The organism is Vibrio sp. B1ASS3, assembly GCF_905175355.1.
Taxonomy (GTDB): Bacteria; Pseudomonadota; Gammaproteobacteria; order Enterobacterales; family Vibrionaceae; genus Vibrio; species Vibrio owensii.
Genome location: NZ_HG992743.1, coordinates 1,954,257 through 1,977,537, shown reverse-complemented (window position 1 = coordinate 1,977,537; position 23,281 = coordinate 1,954,257). Strand labels below are relative to the sequence as shown.

Genomic DNA, 23,281 nt, shown 5'->3' with positions numbered 1-23,281 from the left:
TGCTGGGTTTATCAGAGTTTGTAGGAATAAGCTGCGGTTTGGGTCAGCTAAGCTTTTTTAGTTGGCTGATAATGTAAAATGGCCATCGAAGTCGGAGAAAGCAGTACCTCGCCCTCTGCATGACCTGGGTTTAGGTTGCGTACATTGGTATCGCACACCGTTACCCACTCTTGACCACGCTCACTTGGCAGCTTGAAACGCGCTGGCGCGTTGGTTTGGTTGATCAAGTACACCAACTCTTGCCCTTCTTTGCCAATGCCTAGATGCAGCGCTACCGAGCTTAAACGGTTCCAATCGTCGTGTTCCATCAAGCTACCATCAATGCGACGCCAGAAGATGCGGTTGTTATTACGATTTTCACCACTAAAAGCACGAATGAATGGCACCATATATTGATTACGGTTTGCCACCATTTGTGAAATCCACGCTTTGAAATCTTGCTTGCGCTCAGACGTTGTCCAGTTCAACCAGCTGGTTTCGTTATCCTGACAGTAAGCATTATTGTTTCCACCTTGAGTATGAGATAGCACGTCCGCAGTCAGGATATGAGGTATACCGAACGCGAATAGCAAGCTAGCAATCAAGTTGCGCTTTTGCTTTTCGCGTGTGGCGATGATCATAAGGTTCTCTGTTTCACCTTCAACGCCATAGTTTTCCGAGCGGTTGTCACCGTGGCCGTCGCGGTTCTCTTCACCGTTCGCCTCGTTGTGCTTCTGTTTGTAAGACACCAAGTCTTGCAAGGTGAAGCCGTCATGATACGTGATGTAGTTGACTGTGAGTTTATAAGGCCAGTTCGCTGCGCTGTAGATATCACGAGAGCCCATCAAGCGAGTCGCAAACTCTTTCAGATAGCCTTGATCACCCCGCCAGAAGCTGCGAGAGATGTCGCGCAGTTTGTCATTACATTCGTTCCAACCAAATGGGAAGTTACCCACTTGGTAGCCGTTAGGGCCAATGTCCCAAGGTTCAGCGATCAGTTTAGTTTCGCGAAGAATAGGGTCTTGCGCGACGGCTTTAAAGAACGCTGCTTCTGGGTTGTAATCATCGCCTTGGCGACCCAACGTCGCTGCTAAGTCGAAACGGAAGCCATCGACTTTAAATTCACTCACCCAGTAACGCAGCGTATCCATAACGAGATTAAGTGCAGGTTGGTAAGTCATATCAACCGTGTTGCCGCAACCAGTGAAGTTAGCAAAGTGCTGACCATGCTTGATATAGAAGCGTGGATCGAGCGCTTTCAAGTTAAATATGGTTGGGCCTTCTCCGCTCTCGGCTGTGTGGTTGTAAACAACATCAAGAATCACCTCAATGCCGTGTTTATGTAGCTCGCGGATGGTGGTTTTAAGTTCGGTGACGGCGTCTTTCTCTGCGTAACGTGGATCGGGCACCATGAACAAGTATGGGTTGTAACCCCAATAGTTCACTTTATCCATCTTGAGCAAGTGAGGCTCATGCATACATGCTGCCACGGGTAGCAATTGCAGCGTATTGATGTTTTGCTGTTTGTAGAACGCCAGCATTTCTGGCGAAGACAACCCTAAGTAACGGCCTTTGGTATCACTGGCGACTTCTGGGTGCTGTTGAGTTAACCCTTTCACATGGGTTTCGAATAGCACCATCTCTTCGCGTGGTATGCGAGGATGATCGGTGTCTTGCCAATCGAAATTATCTTCAATCACGACACACTTGGGCATATCAAAGCTTTTTGCAGGGGAGAAGGGAGGTTGGTAGTGAAGGGCTTTATCAATCGACTTTGCGTAAGGATCGGAGATCAGCAAAGGTTGGTCTTGATGCGTCACTACATAGCCATACTTTTGCCCCGGTTTAATGTCTGGGATGAAAGTATGACGAATGCCTGCATATTCGCTTGGCAAGTCGTGCAGCTCATAGCTACCGTCTTCCGCAAATAGCGCAAGTTGAATATCTTTACTACTCGGAGCGTGAATAGAGAAGTTACAACCTTCTTTACTCACAGTTGCGCCGAGTGGGTATGGGCGAGAGTGAAGTTGTGTCATCAGCGAATCTTTTTTTAATTTTATTGCTACCTTTAAGAAACTATAAGTAAAAAACTTTGTCTTACTAAGGTCAACCACCTTACATCGAAAATTATCACTGTAATTAAATTACTTTCTACGACCCATTTTTTACGAAAATATGAAATGGCTATCACTTTGTAGCGACCATAAACTGAAGAAACTTACTAATTCCTCCCTAGATTGGTGATCTGACTCGTAAAAACACCATTCGGTAAATTTTCTCATCCCTTCTCATCCCCCCTAAATTAGTTTGGGGCGGAGGAAGTCATCCTTGTACTCCTTGGGTAATCTGCAGACTGTTGAAACAAACGGGGACTTGTTCCCATCTTACCTCTCTTTCTTTAGGTGCATTTTTACTGCCTATATGTATCTAAAAGAGTGAGCAGGGAAGACAGAATTATAAATACCCTTAATGGAGTTAAGAATGAAAAAAGTAAGTGTAATTGCTGCTGCTGTTGCTGCAACTTTAGCTGCTGGTTCTGCTTTCGCAGTGGACTTTCATGGTTACATGCGTGCTGGTGTTGGCGTAAGCGCTGACGGTGGCCAACAACTAACGTTCGAAAAGAACAAAATTGGTCGTCTAGGTAACGAAGGCGACATCTACGGGGAAATCCAATTAGGTAAAGAAGTTTACAACAACAACGGTAAAACGTTCTACGTAGACTCTATGATTGCAATGACTTCTAACGGTTCTAACGACTGGGAAAGCACTGCAACTAACTGTGGCCTAAACGACGCTGGTGATGCAGTAAGCTGTACTGACGACGCTCAATTCGCTCTACGTCAGTTCAACGTTCAAGCTAAAGGCGTTCTAGGTTTTGCTCCTGAAGCAACTTTATGGGCAGGTAAGCGTTACTACCAACGTCACGACATCCATATCTCTGACTTCTACTACTGGAACATCTCTGGCGCGGGCGCTGGTGTTGAAGGCATCGAAGCTGGTCCAGGTAAAGTATCTTTTGCATGGGTTCGTAACGACCGTGGCGATATCGCTGACCCAGGTAACGATGGCGGCGATGCAAACGTTAACACTCTAGACGTACGTTACGCTGGTCTTCCAGTATGGGAAAACGGCTCTCTAGAACTAGGTCTAAACTACGCTCTAGTTAACGAAACTGACGACGCACCAAACAGCACTAAAGATGCAGAAGACGGTGTAATGTTCACTGCTGAATTGACTCAAGGTCTAGATTCAGGCTTCAACAAAACAGTATTCCAGTACGGTACAGAAGGCTACTCTAAAACAATGGCATTCTACGGCGACGGTAGCTGGTACGGTGCAGAAGCTGACAGTGGCGCATCTGGTTACCGCCTAATCAACTGGGGTGTAATCGGCATGGGCGAAAACTGGGAAATGGGTCACCAGTTAGTATACGGTGTTGGTGAAGACATGTGGGCTGGCCAAGACAAGTGGGAAGCAATGTCTGTAGTTGTACGTCCAATGTACAAATGGGATGACAACCACAAAACTATCTTCGAAGCTGGTTACGCTATCGATGATAACGACGGTGCAGAGAACAAGTTCGGTAAACTAACTGTTGCTCAAGCATGGTCTGCTGGCTCTAGCTTCTGGGCTCGTCCTGAAATCCGCGTTTACGCGTCGTACCTAACTGCAGATAAAGACGACAACTCTAACGCATTTGACGGCGGTCGTTCAGACGATACATTCCAATTCGGTGTACAAGCTGAAGCTTGGTGGTAATCATCTAGCCACTAAGTCCTAAATTGTCCTAGAATGATACAGCCAGAAACTTATCTGGCTGTATTTATTTCAAAAAACAATAATGAGTCGAGGTAGACGGTAATGAAAAAATGGCTTGCTCCCGTGCTGTTGGGAATGTTGGCTACAGGATGTACTTCTGTAGAACAAGTCGATATGAGCCCGAAAGGTCAACAACAAGTGATCACGCAATCGGGTGATATTCAATGGGTACCAGTTGATGTACCTGTGGTTACTGAGTTCGCTTTGACTGATAAAAGCCAGATGCTGCTAGATGGTAATAGCGCAGGTGCAATTGCAGCGTTCGCATTACCAGGCAATCGTGGCAGTCTCGATATCAAACTAGAGACCTTCGTAAACAAAAATCTAGAGTTTTACGCACCTAACGTCGTTGTTATGAACACGGCAGGTGAAACTATTTACCAAGCAGATTTCTCAAAGTTTAAGTACGAGCCAGCAAAACTGTTGGATAACGATAAATTCGTACTTGAAATGAACGTGATTCCAGACATGACGGGTAATGACTTGCATGTACTGGTTTACACAACTTCCGCTGATCTAAAAGGAAGTTCTGAAGTTCTTCACCCTGCAAAAGCCTTCGCACTGGCAAATCATACTCAGCCGCCAGATATTGCAGACCCTCAAGCGAAACACAGCCCACTTGGCCAGTTCCGCTTTTCAGTATCCGCGAACGACATCGTGAATACTAAGATTGTTGCGAAAAACGACAACATTCCTCAAGGTACGGATTTAACCAGCTACTACCACAGCTCTATCAAGGCAGCGGTTGCAGCGGACGATATTCCTAAAGCGTTAACACTGCTAGATGAAGCAAAAGAATTGGGCATCGAAGGTGCACAAGAAGTATTTGTTAAAGCGGTAAATACCAAATAAACGAATAAAAAAGGCCAGCAAATTGCTGGCCTTTTTTAATTAATTTTAAAACGATAAAACTCACCCCTACATATAGTTAACTTATTCACAAATTTATTTGTTTTACTTTGTTTTTCATATTTAACAGATCAATAATTAAAGTGTGTTCCTAACCTTACTCGTCATCGATTAGGAAATAATTAAACCTCTCAAAGTAATCTGGCTCAGCAAGATAGAGAATAATATTCTTTATCGCTAGTTTGGTATTTTGTTCTTTTTAAATATTAACTTTATCCAGATTGGTGAGTTTGTATTTACTTTGGAATATTAAAAAGGAATTAACGTGAAAATGAACATGATGAAAACTTCACTTGCTGTTGCCTTACTTGTTGCTCTTGCTGGTTGTCAATCGACATCAGAACCAGAAGGTGCTGCTGAACCTATTGTTAATCTGTCTCAAGACGAAGTCGTTGCTTTCATGGCGGCTTGTGACAACCCAGATAGCACGGCGAAAGGCCCAATTTCTAAACCTCTGTTTGTAGTCGGTACGTTTGCTGATTCAGATTGGAAACATGTGCCTCAACGTAAATACACTTACAAAGGCAATAACTTCTACCAAGTTGTGACGCAAGAAAAAGCAGGCTCTTTCAAAATGCAGTACGCGACTGAGTTGTGGTTCCCACAATTTACCGCGAAAGGTAATCGAATGAATGTCGGTGAATTAACACCATTAACATTTGGTGGTTACGGCACAGATACTGCGGTTGATATTAAAGAAGATGGAAAATACGTTTGGAGCCTTCAATTTGAAGGAAAAGGTAAGCCACTTCACGTAATGGTTAATAAGTGCCAATAATATTCTATTCGGTTATTTAAAATTTATTTTTTATTTATTAACCCCTGCATGAGAAACATGTTGGGGTTAATTTTATTTGGGAGAGTTTAATGCGCAACGTACGATATAAAAAACTATTTGGCCAATCGCTTTTAGCCTTGAGTGTGGTTGGTGTTTTATCCGCGTGTAATTCCTCTGGTGGAAGCGATTATGGCAGCACGCCACTTCCTGATACAAGTTATGCTTGCCAAGCGAATGTAATGGAGCAAAGCAACCAACTTCGCACCTATCAAATCATGGTTGAGAGCTTTGTTGATGGTGATTCGAATATCGGCCATGGCACAGGTTACGGCACTAGCCATCATAACGGTGATCTTCAAGGGATTATCGATTCGCTCGATTACATCCAAGACTTGGGCATGAATGCGATTTGGTTGACGCCAGTTTTTGAATCGGAAGCCATTGATGGACAAGATCATTGGGCCGATCGTTTGGATGCAACGGGCTACTTTGCTACGGACTATTTTAAGATTGATCCTCGCTTTGGCGATTTAGAAACGGCGAGAACCTTAGTTGATGAAGCACACAAACGCGGCTTGTATGTTTTCTTTGATGGCGTGTTTGGTCATCACAAAGAAGGGTTGATTAAGCCGTCTCCATCGGGTTTATTACCTTCTGGTTCGAGCAATCCGGTGGACTACCCAGCAAGCTTGGATTTCTATAAAGAAGTCGCGACTTACTGGGTCAAAGAGCTAAAAATTGATGGTTGGCGTTTAGACCAAGCGTACCAAGTTCCTACCGACGCATGGACACAAATCCGTAAAGCGGTGGATGAAGCCTCACAGAGTGTGACTTACACCAACGCAGAAGGTGAGCAAGTGAATCCTCTGGGTTACATGGTGGCTGAGGTTTGGAAGGGCGAGTCAGAAATCGCGAGTGACGCATACGGCGCGGCTGACGATCCTGCGTTGTGCTCGGCATTTGACTTCCCAATGCGCTATCGCGTGGTGGAAACACTGGCTGTTAATGAGAGTGGTGTCGGCGGTCGTGGTGTGGATTGGCTAGACAATGGCTACCAAACACACAACCAATATCCATCTCATGCTCAGCCAAACTTGATGATTGGCAATCACGATTTGGTTCGCTTTGGTGACTTGTTGCAACGAGGCGGATTAGCGGATGTGAACGATGCTGAATATTGGCAACGTCACAAAGCCGCATTTGCATTCCAAGCGGCTTACACGGGGCCAATCACTCTCTATTATGGAGATGAAATTGGTGACCAAGTTGATGGTTTTGACACAAAAGAAGACAACAATACGTGTGCGGTTCGTGGCGTGTGTGATGACCATGTCGCTCGCAGCAGCGCCAAGATCGAAGGCGTAACGGCAACCCTAGATGCTAACCAAGTTGACCTGAAAAACTACGTTAAGTCATTGATGACTATGCGTGCTGCTCATCCTGCTTTGTATCAAGGCAGCCGCACTAACTTGGTAGCAAGCAATGGCAGTTATGTGGACTTGAAAGCATCTGGCGATGACCAAGTCTTATTTGCTTTGAATACCCTTGAGAGTGCCCGCAATATTGTGCTGACAGAAGCGCAAATCGGGAGTAATCAAGCGCTGGTGGATTTAATCACGAACCAACAAATCACGCCAAGTAACGGGCAATACCAGATCCCGATGTCATCATTACAAGGGCGCTTCTTCAAAGTGACGCCAAACACTCAATAAGTCATTCTCAATCAAGATAACCCATACCAAGCCGAGTGTTGTTCTCTACCCCCATAGAAACGCACTTGGCTTTTTTCATCGCTTTGTCTAAGATGCCGCTCTTTTTAGTCATAGGTAGCGATATTCCCCTTTGAGCCCCGCCTTGTTTCATTGCATCTCTTTGTTTTTTATCGCACAACCGACGTTGAAGAAGTGAAAGAAACAGTACGCAGTTTGTGAGATGTGCTGCACGATAATGAGAATATTCACATTCATGCAACGTCAAACTGTGATTTATGACTTACTCATGTGTAATTGTTATGTTTATCTTTTTGGTGATTTATATAACTAATGGAAAATTATAATGAAATCCATAACGAAACCCCTCTGTCTCTTACCTCTCATTTGCTCTCCGATCGCCTATGCTGAGGTCTTGAATGGAGACTTTGAACAGTGGAATGGCAATGCACCAACGCAGTGGTCTGTGATTGATTCCGGCATTGCGGTTTCACCGACCAGTAACCCGCACCAATCTGGTGGTCTTGCGGCTCAAGTTATCGTAAATACAGGTACCCAAAGCAACACCGACTTTTTGCAAACCATTAATGTTGAGCAAGGGAAAACCTACCCATTTTCTGTCGCGGTTTATCATACAGAAGGTAATGTTAAAGCGCGTTTGGTGGTTGATGGATACCACAGCTACTCCAACCCTCAGCAAACCAATCAGTGGCAACAACTCACGCACAGTTACACTGCATCATCAAACAAAACAATCAATGTCGGGTTACGCTTTTATGATGAGTCGGGCTTTGACGGATCTGAAGTCGTTTATGTCGATAACTTTCAGCCAAATCAAAGTGGTGGTACTCAGCCACCGGTAGAAAGCTGTAATGACAACGAAGTGTTACTGACATTGAACACTGACAGTTATGGCTCAGAAACGAGTTGGGAACTGAAAGATAGCCAATCGCAAGTTCTGTTTTCAGGCCAAGGTTTTGACTCTTCGAAAACTTACGAAAAAACCATGTGCCTAGCGAACGGCGATTACCAGTTTACGATCAGTGACAGTTATGGTGATGGCATTTGTTGCGGGAACGGCAGTGGCTCATACGCCTTAATGTTTGGCCACACCACATTAGCGTCTGGTGGTGAATTCACGAAATCTCAAACCACAAGCTTTACTCTTGGTGGTTCAACGACACCTCCGCCTGTTGTGGGTGAATACTATAAAGCCGCAGAAGGCAAAACAGGTTTTGAGTTGAAAACAGCGCTGTTTAACATCATCAAGGATCACACAGGACGCGGCTACTCAGCGATTTGGACCTTAGTGAAAGACGCGGACATAGACAACTACTACGAGAAAGATGGCTCCATTCTCGATATGTATTCTGAAAAACCATCTGGCAGCGATACGGTGAGTTTTACCAAAGTCACTGACCAATGTGGCCAATACAAAACGGAAGGCGATTGCTACAACCGTGAACATTCATTCCCTAAGAGCTGGTTTGGTGGCAAGGTTGAACCGATGAACTCGGATGGTCACCACTTGTTTGCAACCGATGGTTATGTGAATGCGAAGCGCAGCAACTGGCCATTTGGTGAAGTGGGTAACAGCACTTACGTATCTAGCAATGGCTCAAAAGTCGGTTCAGCAAGCTCTACTTTGGGCTATTCAGGAACGGTATTTGAGCCTATTGATGAGTTCAAAGGTGATTTTGCTCGTGCGTATTTCTACATGGCGACGCGCTATGAAAACGTCATTGGCAACTGGGAAAGCAACACTAGCAACTCTGACGCGGTATTGAACGGCACGAAAACGACCGTCTTTGAACCATGGATGCTGAACATGTTGAAACGTTGGCACAAAAACGATCCTGTCAGCGCGAAAGAGATCAGCCGTAACCAAGCGGTGTTTGAATTCCAAGGTAACCGCAACCCGTTTGTGGATCACCCTGAGTTTGTAGAGATCATTTGGGGCAACTAACCCCATAGCTAAAGCAAATCGTTAGAAACAACAAAGCCGCCATCGTCACTGTTCGAGCGGCTTTTTTAATACCGTTTTACAGGCACAAAAAAAGGGGAGGTTTTACCCTCCCCAAGCTAGCACATGATTGCGCCTACTGTTTTTAGTTCTTAGTCACTGTCACGATTGGCGCTGCTTTATCTGCTGCGTTGAAGTGGAAGTTGTAGTTTCCTGCTTCTGCAATCGTGATCTTAAGGTTCGCACTTGAACCGCCTGCATCCATAGTAACGGCTGTGTCTAGCTCAACACTGCCTTCGCCACCAAAGTTGGTTGCATCAGCCCAATCTGCACTTGCGATCTTCATTTCGTAGCTGCCTGCTGCTAGGTCAATATCTAGCGAGTAAACATCTGCTGCTACGTAAGTGAATTTCGCACTTGAGGTCTCAGCTGGAGTATCCCAAGTCGTGATTGTGCCGCGTAGGAAAAGTGAAGTTTCACCGAACGTTGGCGCGTCTGCTGACTTAGTCACTGAAACTACTGGTTTTGCAACGCTTTCATCCTGAACGTGTAGTGCGTTCAGAGTGAAGTTGTACTTACCTGTTTCAGTAACTGACAACTTACAGTTATCTTCTGAGCCTAAATCTAGTGAACCAGAAGCTAGATCCGCAGCACCACAACCGATGTTTGGATTTGCCCAGCCAGAGTCCGCAAATTTGAACTCGTGCTCACCAGCTTCAAGAACGCCAGTTACAGAGTACATGCCGTTGCCGATGAAGCTCATTGCCCAATCGCTGTTGTCAGACCAATCGTTCATTGTGCCTTTAACGTAAACGACTGTTTCACCGTAAGGAGGAATGCTCGATACGTCTTTGTTGTCAGTGTTTACTGGTAGACCTGCACCTTGAGCGCCGTTTTGTGGTTGAACAAATACCGCTGTTGTTAGTGCAGGAACCGTAAAGGTCTCGCCTGAGAAGCTTGCGCCTTTCACACGGCTATCTGCAGAGTCTTTTTGAACTTCATGCAGTTCGAAGCCAGTTGCACCTTCAACTTTGAACGATTTCGTTTCTGATGTTGAGTTCACTACAGCCACGATTGCATCGTAGTTCGCGTCGAGATCTTTACCTGCTGATACACCGTCATCAATAGACATTACGATCAAGCCTTCCACTTGGTCTTTGCCTACGTTGCGGAAGTCAACGCGGTTCATGACTTCTTGAGCAGTATCTAAACGGAACAGTTCGCTTGAGCTACGAATAGTCAGTAGTTCTAGGAATTGTTGCTTAGTTAGCTCGATATCGTCAGTGTTTGGCATCGCAGTGCTGTCAGCAACGATAGTTTTGATCAGCTCCCAGTTTGCGCCGTCTTTGTCTTCACGAGGTAGACCGACGTTCCAGTTGTTGTCGCTACCGTCGAAGTAAACGCGGTTGAACCAGTCACCTGAATCGTAAGAGTCACGCTGCATTGATTTCGAACGCAGTAGCTCAGAACCCATGTGGATGAACGGGATACCTTGACCAAGCATTACCGTAGATAGAGACACAGTTTGCATACGTGCGCGGTCAGCAGATGAAGTGCCAGTCGCGATCTTGTACGCGTTGTTGTCCCATAGCGTTTGGTTATCGTGCTTAGATACGTAAGAGATGTTCTCAGAAGGGATCTTAGTGTAACCCGCTGGCGCACCGTTGTAGTCTACGTTCTTACCAAGTTTAGTCTCACCTTCGAAGTCTAGAAGAACGAATTCTGCTAGGTTACCTGCCATACCTAGGCGTACTAAGTCTTGGTTGTGTAGACGACCGTTTACCGCTTCTGCATCTGTCTTCGTTTCTTCGTTCGGGTAACCTGCGTTACCAAAACCTTGGTTAAAGCGAAGTGGGTGCTTACCTTCAGAGTCCACACCGCCATCGAATGGGCTACCACCACGAACCGCGTCACGTAGACGGTCAGAGAAGGTACCGATGCCAGTGCCAGCCATGTTGATTTGTGTTGCTTGGTCGAAGCGAGCGTTGTTTGCTACTTCACCGAAGTCCCAACCTTCACCGTAGAATAGCGTGTTTTCATCGACTTGTTTAACGCGCTTCAGAGCGTATTCCATCAAGTCTTTTGGTTGGTGCGCCATCAAGTCAAAACGGAAGCCGTCAACTTTGTAGTCGTCCGCCCACACAAGCAATGAGTCAACCATCAGTTTACCCATCATCAAGTTCTCTGTTGCTGTGTTGTCACAACAAGTTGAGTTCTCAACGCCACCCGTGTTCACATTCAGACGGTGGTAGTATCCTGGGACGATCTTATCTAGGACAGATTTTTCGTTTACGCCCGATGCGTTAGTGTGGTTGTACACCACGTCCATAACCAGCTTCAGATCCATTTTGTGTGTCGCTTGAACCATTTCACGGAATTCAAGGATACGTTTAGAACCGTTTGGATCGGTCGCGTAGCTGCCTTCTGGCACAGTGTAGTGGAATGGGTCGTAACCCCAGTTGAAGCTGTCTAGCATGCGTAGATCGTTCATCAGTGCTTGTGCAGCACCCGTTGCTGGATCGTAGCTGTTTAGTACATCTTCAATGATTTTAGCGTCGTCTTCTGTTTCACAGATTGAAGCCGCTGGTTTGATGCCACATAGCTTGCCTACGGTATCGGTGATATCAACGCGTTTTGCGGCGTTTTCGTCAACCGTTGCAATATCAAACGCTGGCAGGATGTGAAGCGTGGTTAGACCTGCGTCTTTCAGTGCTTGAAGGTGAGTAACCGACTCACGCTCAGGCTCTGTCAGTGCTAGGTACTTACCGTTTAGAGATTGCGTGCCTTTCGTATCGCTAAAGCTGAAGTCACGAAGGTGTGATTCGTAAAGAACGTGGTCTTCATCTTTTGCAACCGTTGGGCGGTCGTAGTTATCCCATTCTGCTGGTTTCAACGCAGCGCTGTCTAGATCGACAACTTGTGAGTACATTGAGTTTTGTGACAAGCTTAGCGAGTAAGGGTCAGTCACTAGACGAGTTTCAACAACACCAGTCGTCGGGTGGTAAACCTTCACTTGGTAACGGTAGAATTTGTTCAGTACGTTGCCTTGCGCTTCTGATTCCCAGATACCTGTTTCTGGGTTCTCAGTCATTGCAACTGTCGCTTCTTCCGCAAAGTCTGCATCGTAGATGATTAGGTCAACGTCTTGCGCTGTTGGTGCCCAAAGTTTGAATGTTGCCGCGCTACCTTCAACAATTGCGCCCAACTCTTCACTGATTGCATTACCTGCATCTTCATCTGCAAATACGGCATCAAGCACGCCTGGTTTTTGTACTTCAGTAGCTGAAATCACATCGCCATCGGCATTGTAAGCGACCATTACGATTTGTGATTTCAAAATCGTACGCAGTGTCTCTGCATTCACGTCGATCCCCGCCGCTTGTAGGCTAGCAAGGTGACGGAAACGCTCTTTTAGTTCATCAGACAAGTCGCCAGCTTTTGTCAGCTCAACCGCTGTACCGCCAGTGATTTGCTTGTCTTCATCCATCTTGATGTCATTGGTCAAGCTGTAGTAAAGCTTCATTGAGTCAGCACTACCTGCCGCTTCCCAAGCGATGGTTTCAGCGTCTAACCAATGGGCTTTTTGGCCATCGATGTCTACTGGGCGTTCTTCGATTGGCTCGTAGTAAAGTTCACTGCTGCCATGGAAACCGAATAGGCCTTGTGATTCACCTAGCTTGGTCAGTTCCACTTTAGAGTTTGCGCTGCCGAAGGCTTTTTCGTCGCCTTTGTGCAGGATGAAGTTCATACAGTTGTGTGGGTCAGACGCATCTGGATCAACTTTAAGCACGTAGTACGCACCGTAAGTGTCGCTGATGCCATCGAATGGAAGTGGTGATGCCCAGTCTGTACCACCGTCAGCAATATCCATTGCTTCTAGGTCAGTACTGGTACAGCCTTCACCATTCCAAAGGTGCAGACCCCAGCCATCGTAGTCGCTTGCTGTTGAAGCTGATGCTACGTCACGTTTGTAATAGATGACAACTTCGTTCTCTCCCGCAGGGTGTAGGCCAGAGCCCGGGTTCGTTGTGTCATCGCTAGAGCTATCACTGCCACAACCGCTGATAACCGCTACGGAAATCAAAGGCAGAACGGTTTTGGCGATCGCTGATAATTTAAATGTTTTATTGTCCACGTTTACAAATCCATTGTTATTGAATTGATAATAGATTGGCAAAATGCCGAAAAGGAAATGTTCAACTAGATGCTAATACACTGAACTATCAGCAAAATGTGAGAGCAGGCCGTTAAGTTTTTTACAAGTGAAAATTTTCTATCACAGTAGATTTTGTTCACAAATTAAATAATAAATCGGTCGCATAGTGAGATATCGAGCACAGCCTAATGATGTAAATTTTTATAGGAGGAGAAAGGGGGGATGATAGGGGATGAGAATATCTAAGCCCCAAAACTGTGACTCATTTCTATAAAATTTGGGGTGTTATTTTTTATCTAAAAATAAGTAGCAGTGATATTAACGAAAAAGCCACCATTCGGGACCAGTAAACTTCAGATTTTACTCGATTGGTCGTTATATAATAGAGCGTTGCGTGCTGTGGTTAATGCAGTCGCACAATCACTAAGAATTTTGAAGGTTTCCCAAAGCGGGAAGCCACGATGGGCTCTGACCTAAAGAGGCGGTTTATGAGTAGTATGGGCATTGCTATTGCAGCAACTGGCCTTTCACTCATCCTGATATTTGTTTGGATGATCTCGCTGTCGATGCGTAAACAACGCCTCGAAGCTGAGAGGAAAGCGCGCGAGGCGGCGTATCGAAAGGCGATGCAAAAAGCGCGAGAGCAAGAACGTAAAGAACGTGCGTTTAAGGCGGAAACGGGCCATGTGCCGACCATTCTTTATTTAGCAAAAGAAGCGGAACGAGAAAACATCAAGCAAGCTCTGTATTGGTACGATAAAGCCGCCAAACTGGATAACGTTACCGGCATGTACGGTGTCGTTCGTTTGGCAGAGCGCATGCGTGAAGACGTGATCTTAAGAGAGCAAGCCAACTTTTGGCGCACGGCGATTGCGGGCTTAGAAGGAGATGTTGAGGCGAAGTTTGCCACTGGTAAAGCGCTCGTATTTGGGCGTGGCACAGAGAAAAACATTCCTAAAGGTCACCAATTAATCGAAGAAGCTGCTGATGAAGGCTGTATTCCAGCCATGCTGTATATGGGTGAGTGGCAGTTGTCACCAGAAAATACATCAGGTCAGCGAGCAGACGCCTTATTTTGGTTTATGAAAGCCGCAGAACAAGACAGTGCGGATGGTAAAATCCAAGTCGGCCTTTGTTACCTCAATGGCATTGGTACTGAAAAGAGCATGGTAAAAGGCTGCTACTGGTTAGAACGAGCAGCAGAATGTGGCAGTGCAGAGGCCATGTATCATGCCGGTGAAGCTTGGAAAGACACGGGCAAAACAGGTAACGCAATTGCTTACGTTTGGTTGTTCTTGTCTGCAAACATGGGTTATGAGCCTGCGAGAGTTGTACGCGATGAGGTTGCCAGCAACATCGGTGTAGATGTGGTGGTTGGCTTACAATCAATTGCTAAGCCGCTACAAAGAAAGTTAGCGTCTGGTATTGTGAAGAAGCATTCCATCATTCGTGCATTGAACAAGGTCTACAAACGTGAAGTTTACTTCCCTGGTGAAGAGGAGCTAAACGAGCTGCTCAGTGAGGAACATCATGATGAAGCAAGCCTCCTCGGTGACACACCAGAGTTGAACTTTGAAACGGAGATGCCTGTTCAACAAGAGTTTGCTTCTCCACCAAAGCAACCTTCCAAAGAAGTGCTCGATTTTACGCAAAACTTTTTACAGCCACAGAATCTCAACAAGCCTCATTCGTGAGGCTTTTTTATCACTCAAATTCTTCTTTATTCTATCGTTTGCATAATTGTTGAGTGATCTTTATGCAAAGCTTCAACAGAATTTTACTTGCCACCAATCTATTACTATATAAATCGATAAATAGAGGGAAATCCCCCCTTGCTGCAAATACATGAATTAAGCTCCAATCCGTTATTATTGATTAGCTCGTACTATAGCTATGAAAATAATTTGTTAGCTTAATTTTTGTTTTTCTAATGACACTCATTACTTTAACTAATATTTGGTATTAAGTTTTATATTACTAAATCTTAATTTCTATTTTTGGTTTCAATTAGTGTCTGTTGATCTTTAACTAAATTAAGCGCAATATACCCAAAAATAAAAATAGCGCACACTCTGCGTATAAATACAGTAAGAAGCAACCTGTTATTATCCTTTTCAACATAAAGGGGCAACGTCATGCTCTTTTTATGTCCATTAGAGATTTGTGTATGTTGAGAATCATTAGTGCAGATAAGTTCATCTCTTCAAGGTTTATCTTGGAATACAGCAAAGTGGAATTTGCATCTTTGTTGGGTGTTTCCGTTGCTAAGATAACCAATATAGAGAACGGCAAAACATCGATTCCCCCGGTGTACGATTACGCCATCAATCACTTGCTCAGTGAGCACCCGTTTAAAGACAGTGCGATGGATGCCTTGTGTTCCCATGAAACGCTTAACTTTGCTCGCCGTGTTGATGTAAACAGTAAGGTGCAACGCTTGTCGTGTAAGCGCTGTGACAGCCGAAGGCTACATGTGATGGCTGGCATGAGTGGCCTGTATTTTGTCGAATGTATGGACTGCAAGCACACCATGTATTCGTCAGGTAACGCGGTGAAACGGTATCAATTGTGGTCAAATAACGGCGTTAAACTCGATAGCCATTTGTTTGATTAGATTGGCTCTCTACGTTTATCGAAGAAAGCACCAAAGAAAAAACAATAACGTGAAAAGCCATTAGCAGAAATGTTGATGGCTTTTTGTTTATGGTTTATAAATTGTTAAATATAAACGTAATTATTGTTTGTATTTAATCTATTAAATCAAAGTGATTAAATATAGAGTGATGAAAATCGCAAAATTTTATTTTCTTTTGATTCCTTTTTTAATAATAACTGGTGAGGTCACATAATTCTTCACCTGAATTCAATTTAAACCAAAATTCAATATCATTGGCTTATCGAAAGGAAAGTGATAAAGATCGCGAAATTTTATTTCGAGAAAATAAGAGTTTTAATTATGAACGAATAATCACGAAATTTGTTTTTTGAATTTTAAATATTAATTTCACTTGTAATATCTGTGCTTGTCGTCTTTACAGAACAAATAAGAGATATTTCAAATGAAACGTTTAATTATCGGTGTTAGTAATTACATGCCAGAAGACTTCAGTTTATTGTCTGAATCTTTGGATGAGCAATTTAACCGAACTTTAAAACCACTTGAGCACGTCGAATTAACTGACGTTGGCGCTGCAATTATTACTTCTGCAGATATTAAGGCTGGTCTACACAAAATTATTTCTGAAACGGGTTATGGCATTCCGGTTTTCTTGGTCACAGATGAAAACCCAGTTTCAGCAGAAGATTACGTATGGTTAACCGGCGTTATCGATTTGGAAAGACAGTCAATTGAATACTACGGTCGCCAAATCAATGAGGCTGTCACCAAGTACGAATGTCGTCTACTTCCACCTTTCTTCAAACAATTGACTCACTACGTGGAAATGGGCAACTCGGCATTCGACTGTCCAGGACACCAAGGCGGTCAGTTCTTCAAAAAACACCCAGCAGGTAAACAGTTCTACGATTTCTTCGGTGAAAACCTATTCCGTAGTGACTTGTGTAACGCGGACGTTGATTTAGGTGACTTGCTGATCCACGAAGGTTCTGCTCATCAAGCTCAAGCACACGCAGCAAAAGTGTTCAACTCAGACAAAACCTACTTCGTACTTAACGGTACTTCGGCTTCGAACAAAGTGGTTTGTAACGCGTTAGTGACCGAAGGTGACTTGGTGATGTTTGACCGTAACAACCACAAATCAAACCACCACGGTGCATTGATCCAAGCGGGCGGTATGCCAGTTTACCTAGAAACGGCACGTAACCCTTGGGGCTTTATCGGTGGTATGGATGAGCACTGTTTTGATGAAGAATACATCCGTGCTCAAATCGCGAAAGTGTCACCAGAGCGTGCTCGTGATGAACGTCCTTTCCGTCTTGCGATCATCCAATTAGGTACTTACGACGGTACCATCTACAACGCACGTTACGTGATGGATAAGATTGGTCATCTATGTGACTACATCCTATTTGACTCAGCATGGGTAGGCTACGAGCAGTTCATTCCTATGATGAAAGACTGTTCTCCACTGCTACTGGATCTGAAACCAGAAGATGCGGGTGTGATCGTGACTCAGTCTGTTCACAAGCAACAAGCTGGCTTCTCTCAAACTTCGCAAATCCACAAGAAAGACCACCACATCAAAGGTCAGGCTCGTTACTGTAACCATAAACGCTTCAACAACGCGTTTATGATGCACGCGTCCACTTCGCCATTCTACGCGCTGTTCTCAGCATTGGATGTGAACGCGAAGATCCACGATGGTGAAGCGGGTCTGCGCCTATGGCGTGATGCGGTTAAGACGGGTATCGAAGCACGTAAAGAAATCCTGAAAAGTTGTGAGCTGATTCGTCCGTTCATTCCTGACCAAGTGGATGGTCAACCATGGGGCAGTTACGACACCGATCTTATCGCAACCAATAAGAAGTTCTTCATGTTCGAGCCAGACGCAAGCTGGCATAAATTTGAAGGCTACGGCGAAGGTCAGTACTTCGTTGACCCATGTAAATTGCTACTCACTACAGCAGGTATTGCTGAAGATGGTAGCTACGCAGACTTTGGTATTCCTGCAACGTTATTGGCTAACTTCCTACGTGAGAACGGCATCATCCCTGAGAAGTGTGACTTGAACTCTATCTTGTTCCTTCTCACTCCAGCAGAGGACATGGGTAAGATCCGTCATCTTGTGGCGCAAATTAACCGCTTCGAGAAATTCATTCGTGATGATGCGCCACTAAACATCGTGCTTCCTCGCGTTTACGAAGCGAACAAAGAACGCTACCGCGGTTACACCATCCGTCAGCTATGTCAGGAAATGCATGACATGTATAAAGAGCTGAACGTGAAACAGCTACAAAAAGCGATGTTCCGTAGCGAATACTTCCCAACTATGGTGCACAAACCAGATGTGGCAACACGCAAATACTTCCGCGGCGAGTGTGATTACTTGCCTCTGAAAGAAGCGGTAGGTCGTGTCGCAGCAGAAGGTGCGCTTCCTTACCCTCCAGGCATTATCTGTGTGATCACGGGCGAAATCTGGACTCAACAAGTGGTCGATTACTTCTTATCTCTAGAAGAAGGCATCAACCGATTCCCAGGCTTCGCACCAGAGATTCAAGGTGTGTACCTAGAAGACGTCAATGGTCGCACCACCGCCCATTGCTACGCCCTTAAAGATTAATCTACCCCGTTCGCATCGTGACTTGGTTGTCGCGGTGCGAACCGTTTATTCGTGGAGAATAATTTATGAGTACTGAAACCAAAAAAATGTCGGTGGTGCAGCTAACCATTCTGACATTCATTAACATGGCTGGCTCGGGCATCATTATGCTGCCAAGTAAGTTGGCGCAAGTGGGCACGATTTCGATTCTATCTTGGCTGATTACTGCGGCGGGTTCATTGGCATTGGCTTATGTGTTCGCAAAATGTGGTCGCTTTAGTAAACGTGACGGTGGTATGAACGGTTATGCATCGTACGCGTTTGGTAAATCGGGTGCGTTTATGGCGGGTTGGACCTACGGCTTGTCATTGTTGATTGCCAACATTGCGATTGCGATTACCTGTGTCGGTTATGGCTCGGCTTTCTTCGAAGTGACCTTGTCGCCAGTCGAAACCTGTCTGTACACCATCGCTATCCTTTGGATTTGTACCTTCGCTAACTTTGGTGGTGCGAAGATCACCGGTCAAATCGGCTCGTTTACGGTTTGGGGCGTTATCCTTCCTGTGTGTTCTTTGGGTATTGTTGGTTGGTTCTACTTCAGCCCAACCATGTATGTAGAAGCATGGAACCCGCACCACCTACCATTTGGTGAAGCAGTAAGCGCGTCAATCGCAATGACACTTTGGGCGTTCCTAGGTCTTGAATCGGCTTGTGCGAACTCAGAAGCGGTAGAAAACCCAGAGAAGAACGTACCAATCGCAGTATTGGGCGGTACGCTGATTGCAGCAGTGGTTTACATCGTTTCAACCAACATCTGTTCTGGTATCGTAGCGAACTCTGAACTTGCTGCTTCTACAGCGCCATTCTCAACAGTATGGACAGTGATGCTAGGTTCTACGGCGGGTAAAGTGGTTGCGGGTATGGCCGTTCTTGCTTGTGCAGGTTCATTACTGGGTTGGCAGTTCACTATCGCGTCCGTCTTCAAATCATCTTCAGATGCAGGTTTCTTCCCGAAACTGTTCTCACAAGTTGATAAACGCGGCACACCAATCAAAGGTATGGTGGCCATCACGGTTATCCAATCGGTGTTGTCTTTGATGACCATCTCGCCAACATTGAACGAGCAATTTGAAGCGCTGGTTAACCTTGCGGTAGTGACGAACGTTATTCCTTACATTCTATGTATGGGCGCAATCTTCATCATGCAGCAAGTGGCGCACGTGCCTGAGCGCGAAATGAAGACCACGAATATCATTGCGCTAGTCGGTTCTCTATACAGCTTCTACGCATTGTACGGCTCTGGCTACGAAGCCATGATGTGGGGTTCAATCGTTACCTTCCTAGGTTGGAGTGCGTACGGTCTGATTGCTTCTAAGCATGAACCTCTCGTGAACTAGTTTTTTCAATCGAGCCTTCCCATACGCGGTGTGGAAGGCTCTTTTGCTTTTTATCCATTCAGTAAGTTAAGGAAACAACACCACTCACAACGTGAAAACTCATTTTCGACAATTGGGGGACGAAAGATGATTAGCCAACCTGTTAAGATCGGTGACGATACCGTCGTAGTCATTCCAAGCGTGATCCTGAGCGAGCTCGGGATAAGGGAAGGGGACACCCTCGAAATTGCGCTCAATAAAGACAAAATGGAAATTAAGAAAATGGTTCTGAAAACCAGCTCTCCAACCGATTCCAGCGAAGAAGGCTAGAATTGAGTAAGAGAATCTTGGTTTGTCGGATACACTACTGGTTTCGCAAATCTGGCGCTCGCCGCTGTCTTTGAACTATTGATAACAACAAGAAGAGGTCTGGTACTATGCAAGGTATCCTCTCTATACAATCTCATGTTTCTTTTGGTCACGCTGGTAACAGCAGTGCCGTTTTCCCAATGCAACGCATGGGTTTCGAAGTGTGGCCTATTCACACGGTTCAATTTTCTAATCACACCCAGTATCAAGAAGGCTGGACGGGTCGTGCGTTTTCGGCTGATGACATCAGCGAATTAGTTCGTGGTCTTGGTAACATTGGCGCGCTAGAGAAGTGCCAAGCGGTTCTGACTGGTTACCAAGGCAGTGCTGAGCAATGTCTTGCAGTAGAAGATACCGTCACTAAAGTTAAACAAGCGAATCCAGAAGCGCTTTACGTGTGTGACCCAGTGATGGGCGCGCCAGACAAAGGCTGTATTGTTGCGCCGGGTATCGCAGAAAACTTGTTGAATCGTCTAATGCCAATGGCGGATGTGATCGTGCCTAACCAGTTCGAGCTAAGCCAATTTGCAGAGATGGAGATTCACACGTTGGATGACGCAATCAATGCTTGTCAGCGTGCGCTAGCAAAAGGCCCTAAAGTGGTATTGGTGAAGCACCTTTACTGCTTGTCAGATGACAGCTTCAATATGCTACTTGCGACACCAGAAGGCACTTACCTAGCGAAGCGTCCTCATTTTGAATTTGCTAAAGCACCCGTAGGCGCTGGCGATTTGATTTCGGCGATTTTCACCGCTGGTCTATTGAAAGGTTGGACGCCAAAACAAGCGTTCCAGCACTGCCACGACGCTTGCTATGGCGTACTTAACGCGACTTACCAAGCGGGCGAATGGGAACTGCAAACCATCGCAGCACAACAAGAGTTCGTTGAGCCTAGCGCGCACTTCCCATTGGAAGAAGTAACACTGATGACATTAAATGATTAGCAACCGAGATAAGTGGAATCGCTTAATGCTAAAGATCTAAAGTTTTACACCTCATAGAATGGAAACTCATTTTTCGATTAGAGGTGTAAGATATGTTTAAAAAAGGTTTATTCGCTGCTGTTTTAGTGATGAGTTCTATCAGTGTTCATGCAGAAACAAACAGCGTAGTTGATGTTACTTGTCGAGTAGCCGGTGGTGAGATTGTTAATGTAACAAACACAGGTGCTCTTGAGTACATCCTCGACGCTGGTGGTAACCAAATCACTAAACTGACATTGGATAACGGTGCAGTTGTTGATTTTCATGGTTTGTCTAATGAGTTCCAAACTCTTATCTCAGATGGCATTAAGCAAGGGGTAGATGTTGAGGCGTGTCTATCTGGAGATAAATTGGTTGAAGGGATGGTACGACTTTCTAACAAGACGCTATAGCATTAAAAAGGGAGCACTTAGCTCCCTTTTTGATTTCTATAGCCTGTTCTATACAGCGTTAAGTCTGCCCTAACAGCGAGAGGTATCAACCTTAAAGCTGTGTCCATCCGCGCCTTTGCCATCCATTCGGTAGTAGGCGTAGCACTTGCCAGCCATGAGCGCTTCTGGTGATTCGTCATTGCCATACCCAACCATGGAGTATTGGTTGTTCTCGATGAAAACTAAATCTGTCTGTTTCATCTCATCGGTAATGGTTAGGTTATCGAAGAAGCTGACTTGCTCACCGCACTCACTTTGGGTTTCTGGATAGCCATTGTAAAACTCTTGATACCCAGCAGCAGTTAAGACGCACTGGTCGGCCCCTTGGTCTTGCTTAAAGGCTTTCGCATTCTGATTGAGAATGGAAACGTGATACTGCATGTCAGCGAAGATCACTTGGATGGCGGCTGTGCGGGCATCAGAAGTACGTTGGTTGGAATGATAAACGGCATACGCAGTTAAGCCTCCAAGCACGACAGCCGTTAGCAGCCACTCTTTTGACGAGAATCCAGACAACAATCTCATTGGTTTTTACCCTAAATACAACTCAACCATGCGCATAACTGGGCGGGATTCTACGCATGGTTTGAGGGAATTTTAAGGGCAAACTGCGTGTTTCAGAAAAACCTGACACAAACTTGAAGAATGATCAAATTATGAAGAGAGGAGCATATTGCTCCTCTTGCATTTAGAGTTAATTTGGTGTCGGCATTGGAATAAGGTTAGGCGATACAATCAGTTGAGCTTCCGTTGCCGCTTGTACCTCTTCAACGGAAAACTCCGGCGCGAGTTCGGTCAGCATCATACCTTTATCGGTGATTTCGAACACGCCCATCTCGGTAACAATCAAATCCACCTGACCTACTGCGGTCAGCGGTAAAGTGCAATACTTGAGCAGTTTCGGATTGCCTTTCACCGTGTGTTCCATGGCGACAATCACTTTCTTTGCGCCGACCACAAGATCCATTGCACCACCCATACCTGGTGCCATTTTGCCCGGAATGATCCAGTTGGCGAGGTTACCCCGTTCATCGACTTGCAGCGCACCAAGTATGGTTGAATCCACGTGACCACCACGAATGATGGCAAAAGAGTCGGCGCTGTTAAAGTAACATGACCCCGCGATTGCTGTGATGTTCTGCCCGCCAGCATTGACCAGATCAGGATCGATTTCTGCCTCAGATGCCAGTTTATCAATGCCAATTAAGCCATTTTCTGCTTGCAGTAATAGCTCGACGTCTTTGTCTACTTCATTGGCAACCAGCGTTGGTAGGCCAATCCCTAGGTTAACGATGTCGCCGTCTTGCATCTCTTGAGCAACGCGCCATGCAATGCGGCGGCGAACGACTTCTTTATCTAATTGTGCAGTCATTAGTTGTCCTCCACTAAGATGTAATCGACGTACAAACTTGGGGTATGCACGGCTTCGGGTTCAATGCCGCCCAGTTCCCCAATCTGCTCTGGCATAGATGGTGAGATTGCTCTGACGTTAGCGGACGCTGCGTTAGAATCCATGCGAACTGGGAAGACGGTTCGTTTGTAGGTCATCCTTAACAGGAAACAAAAAGGGGAGCCGCGTTGGCTCCCCTT

At 45.4% G+C, this 23,281-nt stretch carries 17 protein-coding genes; 12 read left to right on the top strand and 5 right to left on the bottom strand.

Annotated features, from left to right (window positions below; genetic code table 11):
* Positions 1–47 precede the first annotated feature (47 nt).
* A complete protein-coding gene (gene glgX, locus KJB05_RS27060; protein ID WP_005429212.1) occupies positions 48–2,015 on the bottom strand; it encodes a glycogen debranching protein GlgX in 1,968 nt (655 codons plus the stop codon).
* Positions 2,016–2,460: 445 nt separating this feature from the next.
* Between glgX and KJB05_RS27055 the strand changes: the two genes are divergently transcribed.
* The 5 genes from KJB05_RS27055 (at position 2,461) to KJB05_RS27030 (ending at position 9,160) form a co-directional block, all read left to right on the top strand.
* Positions 2,461–3,738 (top strand): maltoporin, encoded by a 1,278-nt coding sequence (locus KJB05_RS27055; protein ID WP_009706535.1) that lies wholly within the window; start codon positions 2,461–2,463, stop codon positions 3,736–3,738.
* 102 nt (positions 3,739–3,840) lie between these two features.
* Positions 3,841–4,650: a MalM family protein gene (locus KJB05_RS27050; protein ID WP_009706534.1), complete on the top strand. Its 810-nt coding sequence runs from the start codon at positions 3,841–3,843 to the stop codon at positions 4,648–4,650.
* A 328-nt stretch (positions 4,651–4,978) separates the two neighbouring features.
* Positions 4,979–5,485, top strand: coding sequence for a glycosidase (locus tag KJB05_RS27045; protein ID WP_208445708.1), 507 nt, complete (start codon positions 4,979–4,981; stop codon positions 5,483–5,485).
* An 89-nt stretch (positions 5,486–5,574) separates the two neighbouring features.
* Positions 5,575–7,197, top strand: a complete 1,623-nt coding sequence (locus KJB05_RS27040; RefSeq protein ID WP_208445707.1) for an alpha-amylase family glycosyl hydrolase — start codon at positions 5,575–5,577, stop codon at positions 7,195–7,197.
* Positions 7,198–7,540: 343 nt separating this feature from the next.
* Positions 7,541–9,160 carry an endonuclease gene (locus KJB05_RS27030; RefSeq protein ID WP_208445706.1) on the top strand — a complete coding sequence of 540 codons (1,620 nt, stop codon included), beginning with the start codon at positions 7,541–7,543 and terminating at the stop codon, positions 9,158–9,160.
* A gap of 142 nt (positions 9,161–9,302) precedes the next feature.
* Here the strand turns inward: KJB05_RS27030 and pulA are convergent, their stop codons facing one another.
* Positions 9,303–13,292 (bottom strand): pullulanase-type alpha-1,6-glucosidase, encoded by a 3,990-nt coding sequence (pulA, locus tag KJB05_RS27025; RefSeq protein WP_208445705.1) that lies wholly within the window; start codon positions 13,290–13,292, stop codon positions 9,303–9,305.
* A 509-nt stretch (positions 13,293–13,801) separates the two neighbouring features.
* Between pulA and KJB05_RS27020 the strand changes: the two genes are divergently transcribed.
* The 7 genes from KJB05_RS27020 (at position 13,802) to KJB05_RS26990 (ending at position 21,652) form a co-directional block, all read left to right on the top strand.
* Positions 13,802–15,007, top strand: a complete 1,206-nt coding sequence (locus KJB05_RS27020) for a tetratricopeptide repeat protein (protein WP_208445704.1) — start codon at positions 13,802–13,804, stop codon at positions 15,005–15,007.
* A gap of 473 nt (positions 15,008–15,480) precedes the next feature.
* A complete protein-coding gene (locus KJB05_RS27015; RefSeq protein ID WP_009706527.1) occupies positions 15,481–15,927 on the top strand; it encodes a helix-turn-helix transcriptional regulator in 447 nt (148 codons plus the stop codon).
* A 445-nt stretch (positions 15,928–16,372) separates the two neighbouring features.
* Positions 16,373–18,553 carry an ornithine decarboxylase SpeF gene (speF, locus tag KJB05_RS27010; protein WP_005429232.1) on the top strand — a complete coding sequence of 727 codons (2,181 nt, stop codon included), beginning with the start codon at positions 16,373–16,375 and terminating at the stop codon, positions 18,551–18,553.
* A 65-nt stretch (positions 18,554–18,618) separates the two neighbouring features.
* Entirely contained in the window at positions 18,619–19,929 is a 1,311-nt protein-coding gene (gene potE / locus KJB05_RS27005) for a putrescine-ornithine antiporter (RefSeq protein WP_005437812.1), read from the top strand.
* Positions 19,930–20,055: 126 nt separating this feature from the next.
* On the top strand, positions 20,056–20,238 hold the full coding sequence (locus KJB05_RS27000) for an AbrB/MazE/SpoVT family DNA-binding domain-containing protein (RefSeq protein ID WP_038868933.1): 183 nt from the start codon (positions 20,056–20,058) through the stop codon (positions 20,236–20,238).
* A 107-nt stretch (positions 20,239–20,345) separates the two neighbouring features.
* The gene (pdxY, locus tag KJB05_RS26995) at positions 20,346–21,221 is read left to right on the top strand and encodes a pyridoxal kinase PdxY (RefSeq protein ID WP_208445703.1); all 876 of its coding nucleotides are present in this window, start codon (positions 20,346–20,348) and stop codon (positions 21,219–21,221) included.
* Between the two features lie 92 nt (positions 21,222–21,313).
* Positions 21,314–21,652 carry a hypothetical protein gene (locus KJB05_RS26990; protein ID WP_208445702.1) on the top strand — a complete coding sequence of 113 codons (339 nt, stop codon included), beginning with the start codon at positions 21,314–21,316 and terminating at the stop codon, positions 21,650–21,652.
* A gap of 69 nt (positions 21,653–21,721) precedes the next feature.
* Here KJB05_RS26990 and KJB05_RS26985 read toward each other — a convergent pair whose 3' ends face one another.
* The 3 genes from KJB05_RS26985 to KJB05_RS28920 form a co-directional block, all read right to left on the bottom strand.
* On the bottom strand, positions 21,722–22,216 hold the full coding sequence (locus KJB05_RS26985) for a hypothetical protein (RefSeq protein ID WP_033005659.1): 495 nt from the start codon (positions 22,214–22,216) through the stop codon (positions 21,722–21,724).
* Positions 22,217–22,385: 169 nt separating this feature from the next.
* Positions 22,386–23,063 (bottom strand): 3-oxoacid CoA-transferase subunit B, encoded by a 678-nt coding sequence (locus tag KJB05_RS26980; RefSeq protein WP_208445701.1) that lies wholly within the window; start codon positions 23,061–23,063, stop codon positions 22,386–22,388.
* Positions 23,063–23,239 carry a hypothetical protein gene (locus KJB05_RS28920; RefSeq protein ID WP_279612177.1) on the bottom strand — a complete coding sequence of 59 codons (177 nt, stop codon included), beginning with the start codon at positions 23,237–23,239 and terminating at the stop codon, positions 23,063–23,065. The genes KJB05_RS26980 and KJB05_RS28920 overlap by 1 nt, the downstream gene beginning before the upstream one ends.
* Positions 23,240–23,281 lie beyond the last annotated feature (42 nt).

Coding starts and splice junctions, on each gene's coding strand:
- pdxY (WP_208445703.1), top strand. CDS start 20,346: ATGCAAGGTATCCTCTCTATACAATCTCATGTTTCTTTTGGTCACGCT.
- speF (WP_005429232.1), top strand. CDS start 16,373: ATGAAACGTTTAATTATCGGTGTTAGTAATTACATGCCAGAAGACTTC.
- potE (WP_005437812.1), top strand. CDS start 18,619: ATGAGTACTGAAACCAAAAAAATGTCGGTGGTGCAGCTAACCATTCTG.
- KJB05_RS27015 (WP_009706527.1), top strand. CDS start 15,481: ATGTTGAGAATCATTAGTGCAGATAAGTTCATCTCTTCAAGGTTTATC.
- KJB05_RS27050 (WP_009706534.1), top strand. CDS start 3,841: ATGAAAAAATGGCTTGCTCCCGTGCTGTTGGGAATGTTGGCTACAGGA.
- KJB05_RS27055 (WP_009706535.1), top strand. CDS start 2,461: ATGAAAAAAGTAAGTGTAATTGCTGCTGCTGTTGCTGCAACTTTAGCT.
- KJB05_RS27020 (WP_208445704.1), top strand. CDS start 13,802: ATGAGTAGTATGGGCATTGCTATTGCAGCAACTGGCCTTTCACTCATC.
- glgX (WP_005429212.1), bottom strand. CDS start 2,015: ATGACACAACTTCACTCTCGCCCATACCCACTCGGCGCAACTGTGAGT.
- KJB05_RS26990 (WP_208445702.1), top strand. CDS start 21,314: ATGTTTAAAAAAGGTTTATTCGCTGCTGTTTTAGTGATGAGTTCTATC.
- KJB05_RS27030 (WP_208445706.1), top strand. CDS start 7,541: ATGAAATCCATAACGAAACCCCTCTGTCTCTTACCTCTCATTTGCTCT.
- KJB05_RS26985 (WP_033005659.1), bottom strand. CDS start 22,216: ATGAGATTGTTGTCTGGATTCTCGTCAAAAGAGTGGCTGCTAACGGCT.
- KJB05_RS26980 (WP_208445701.1), bottom strand. CDS start 23,063: ATGACTGCACAATTAGATAAAGAAGTCGTTCGCCGCCGCATTGCATGG.
- KJB05_RS27000 (WP_038868933.1), top strand. CDS start 20,056: ATGATTAGCCAACCTGTTAAGATCGGTGACGATACCGTCGTAGTCATT.
- KJB05_RS27045 (WP_208445708.1), top strand. CDS start 4,979: ATGAACATGATGAAAACTTCACTTGCTGTTGCCTTACTTGTTGCTCTT.
- KJB05_RS28920 (WP_279612177.1), bottom strand. CDS start 23,239: ATGACCTACAAACGAACCGTCTTCCCAGTTCGCATGGATTCTAACGCA.
- KJB05_RS27040 (WP_208445707.1), top strand. CDS start 5,575: ATGCGCAACGTACGATATAAAAAACTATTTGGCCAATCGCTTTTAGCC.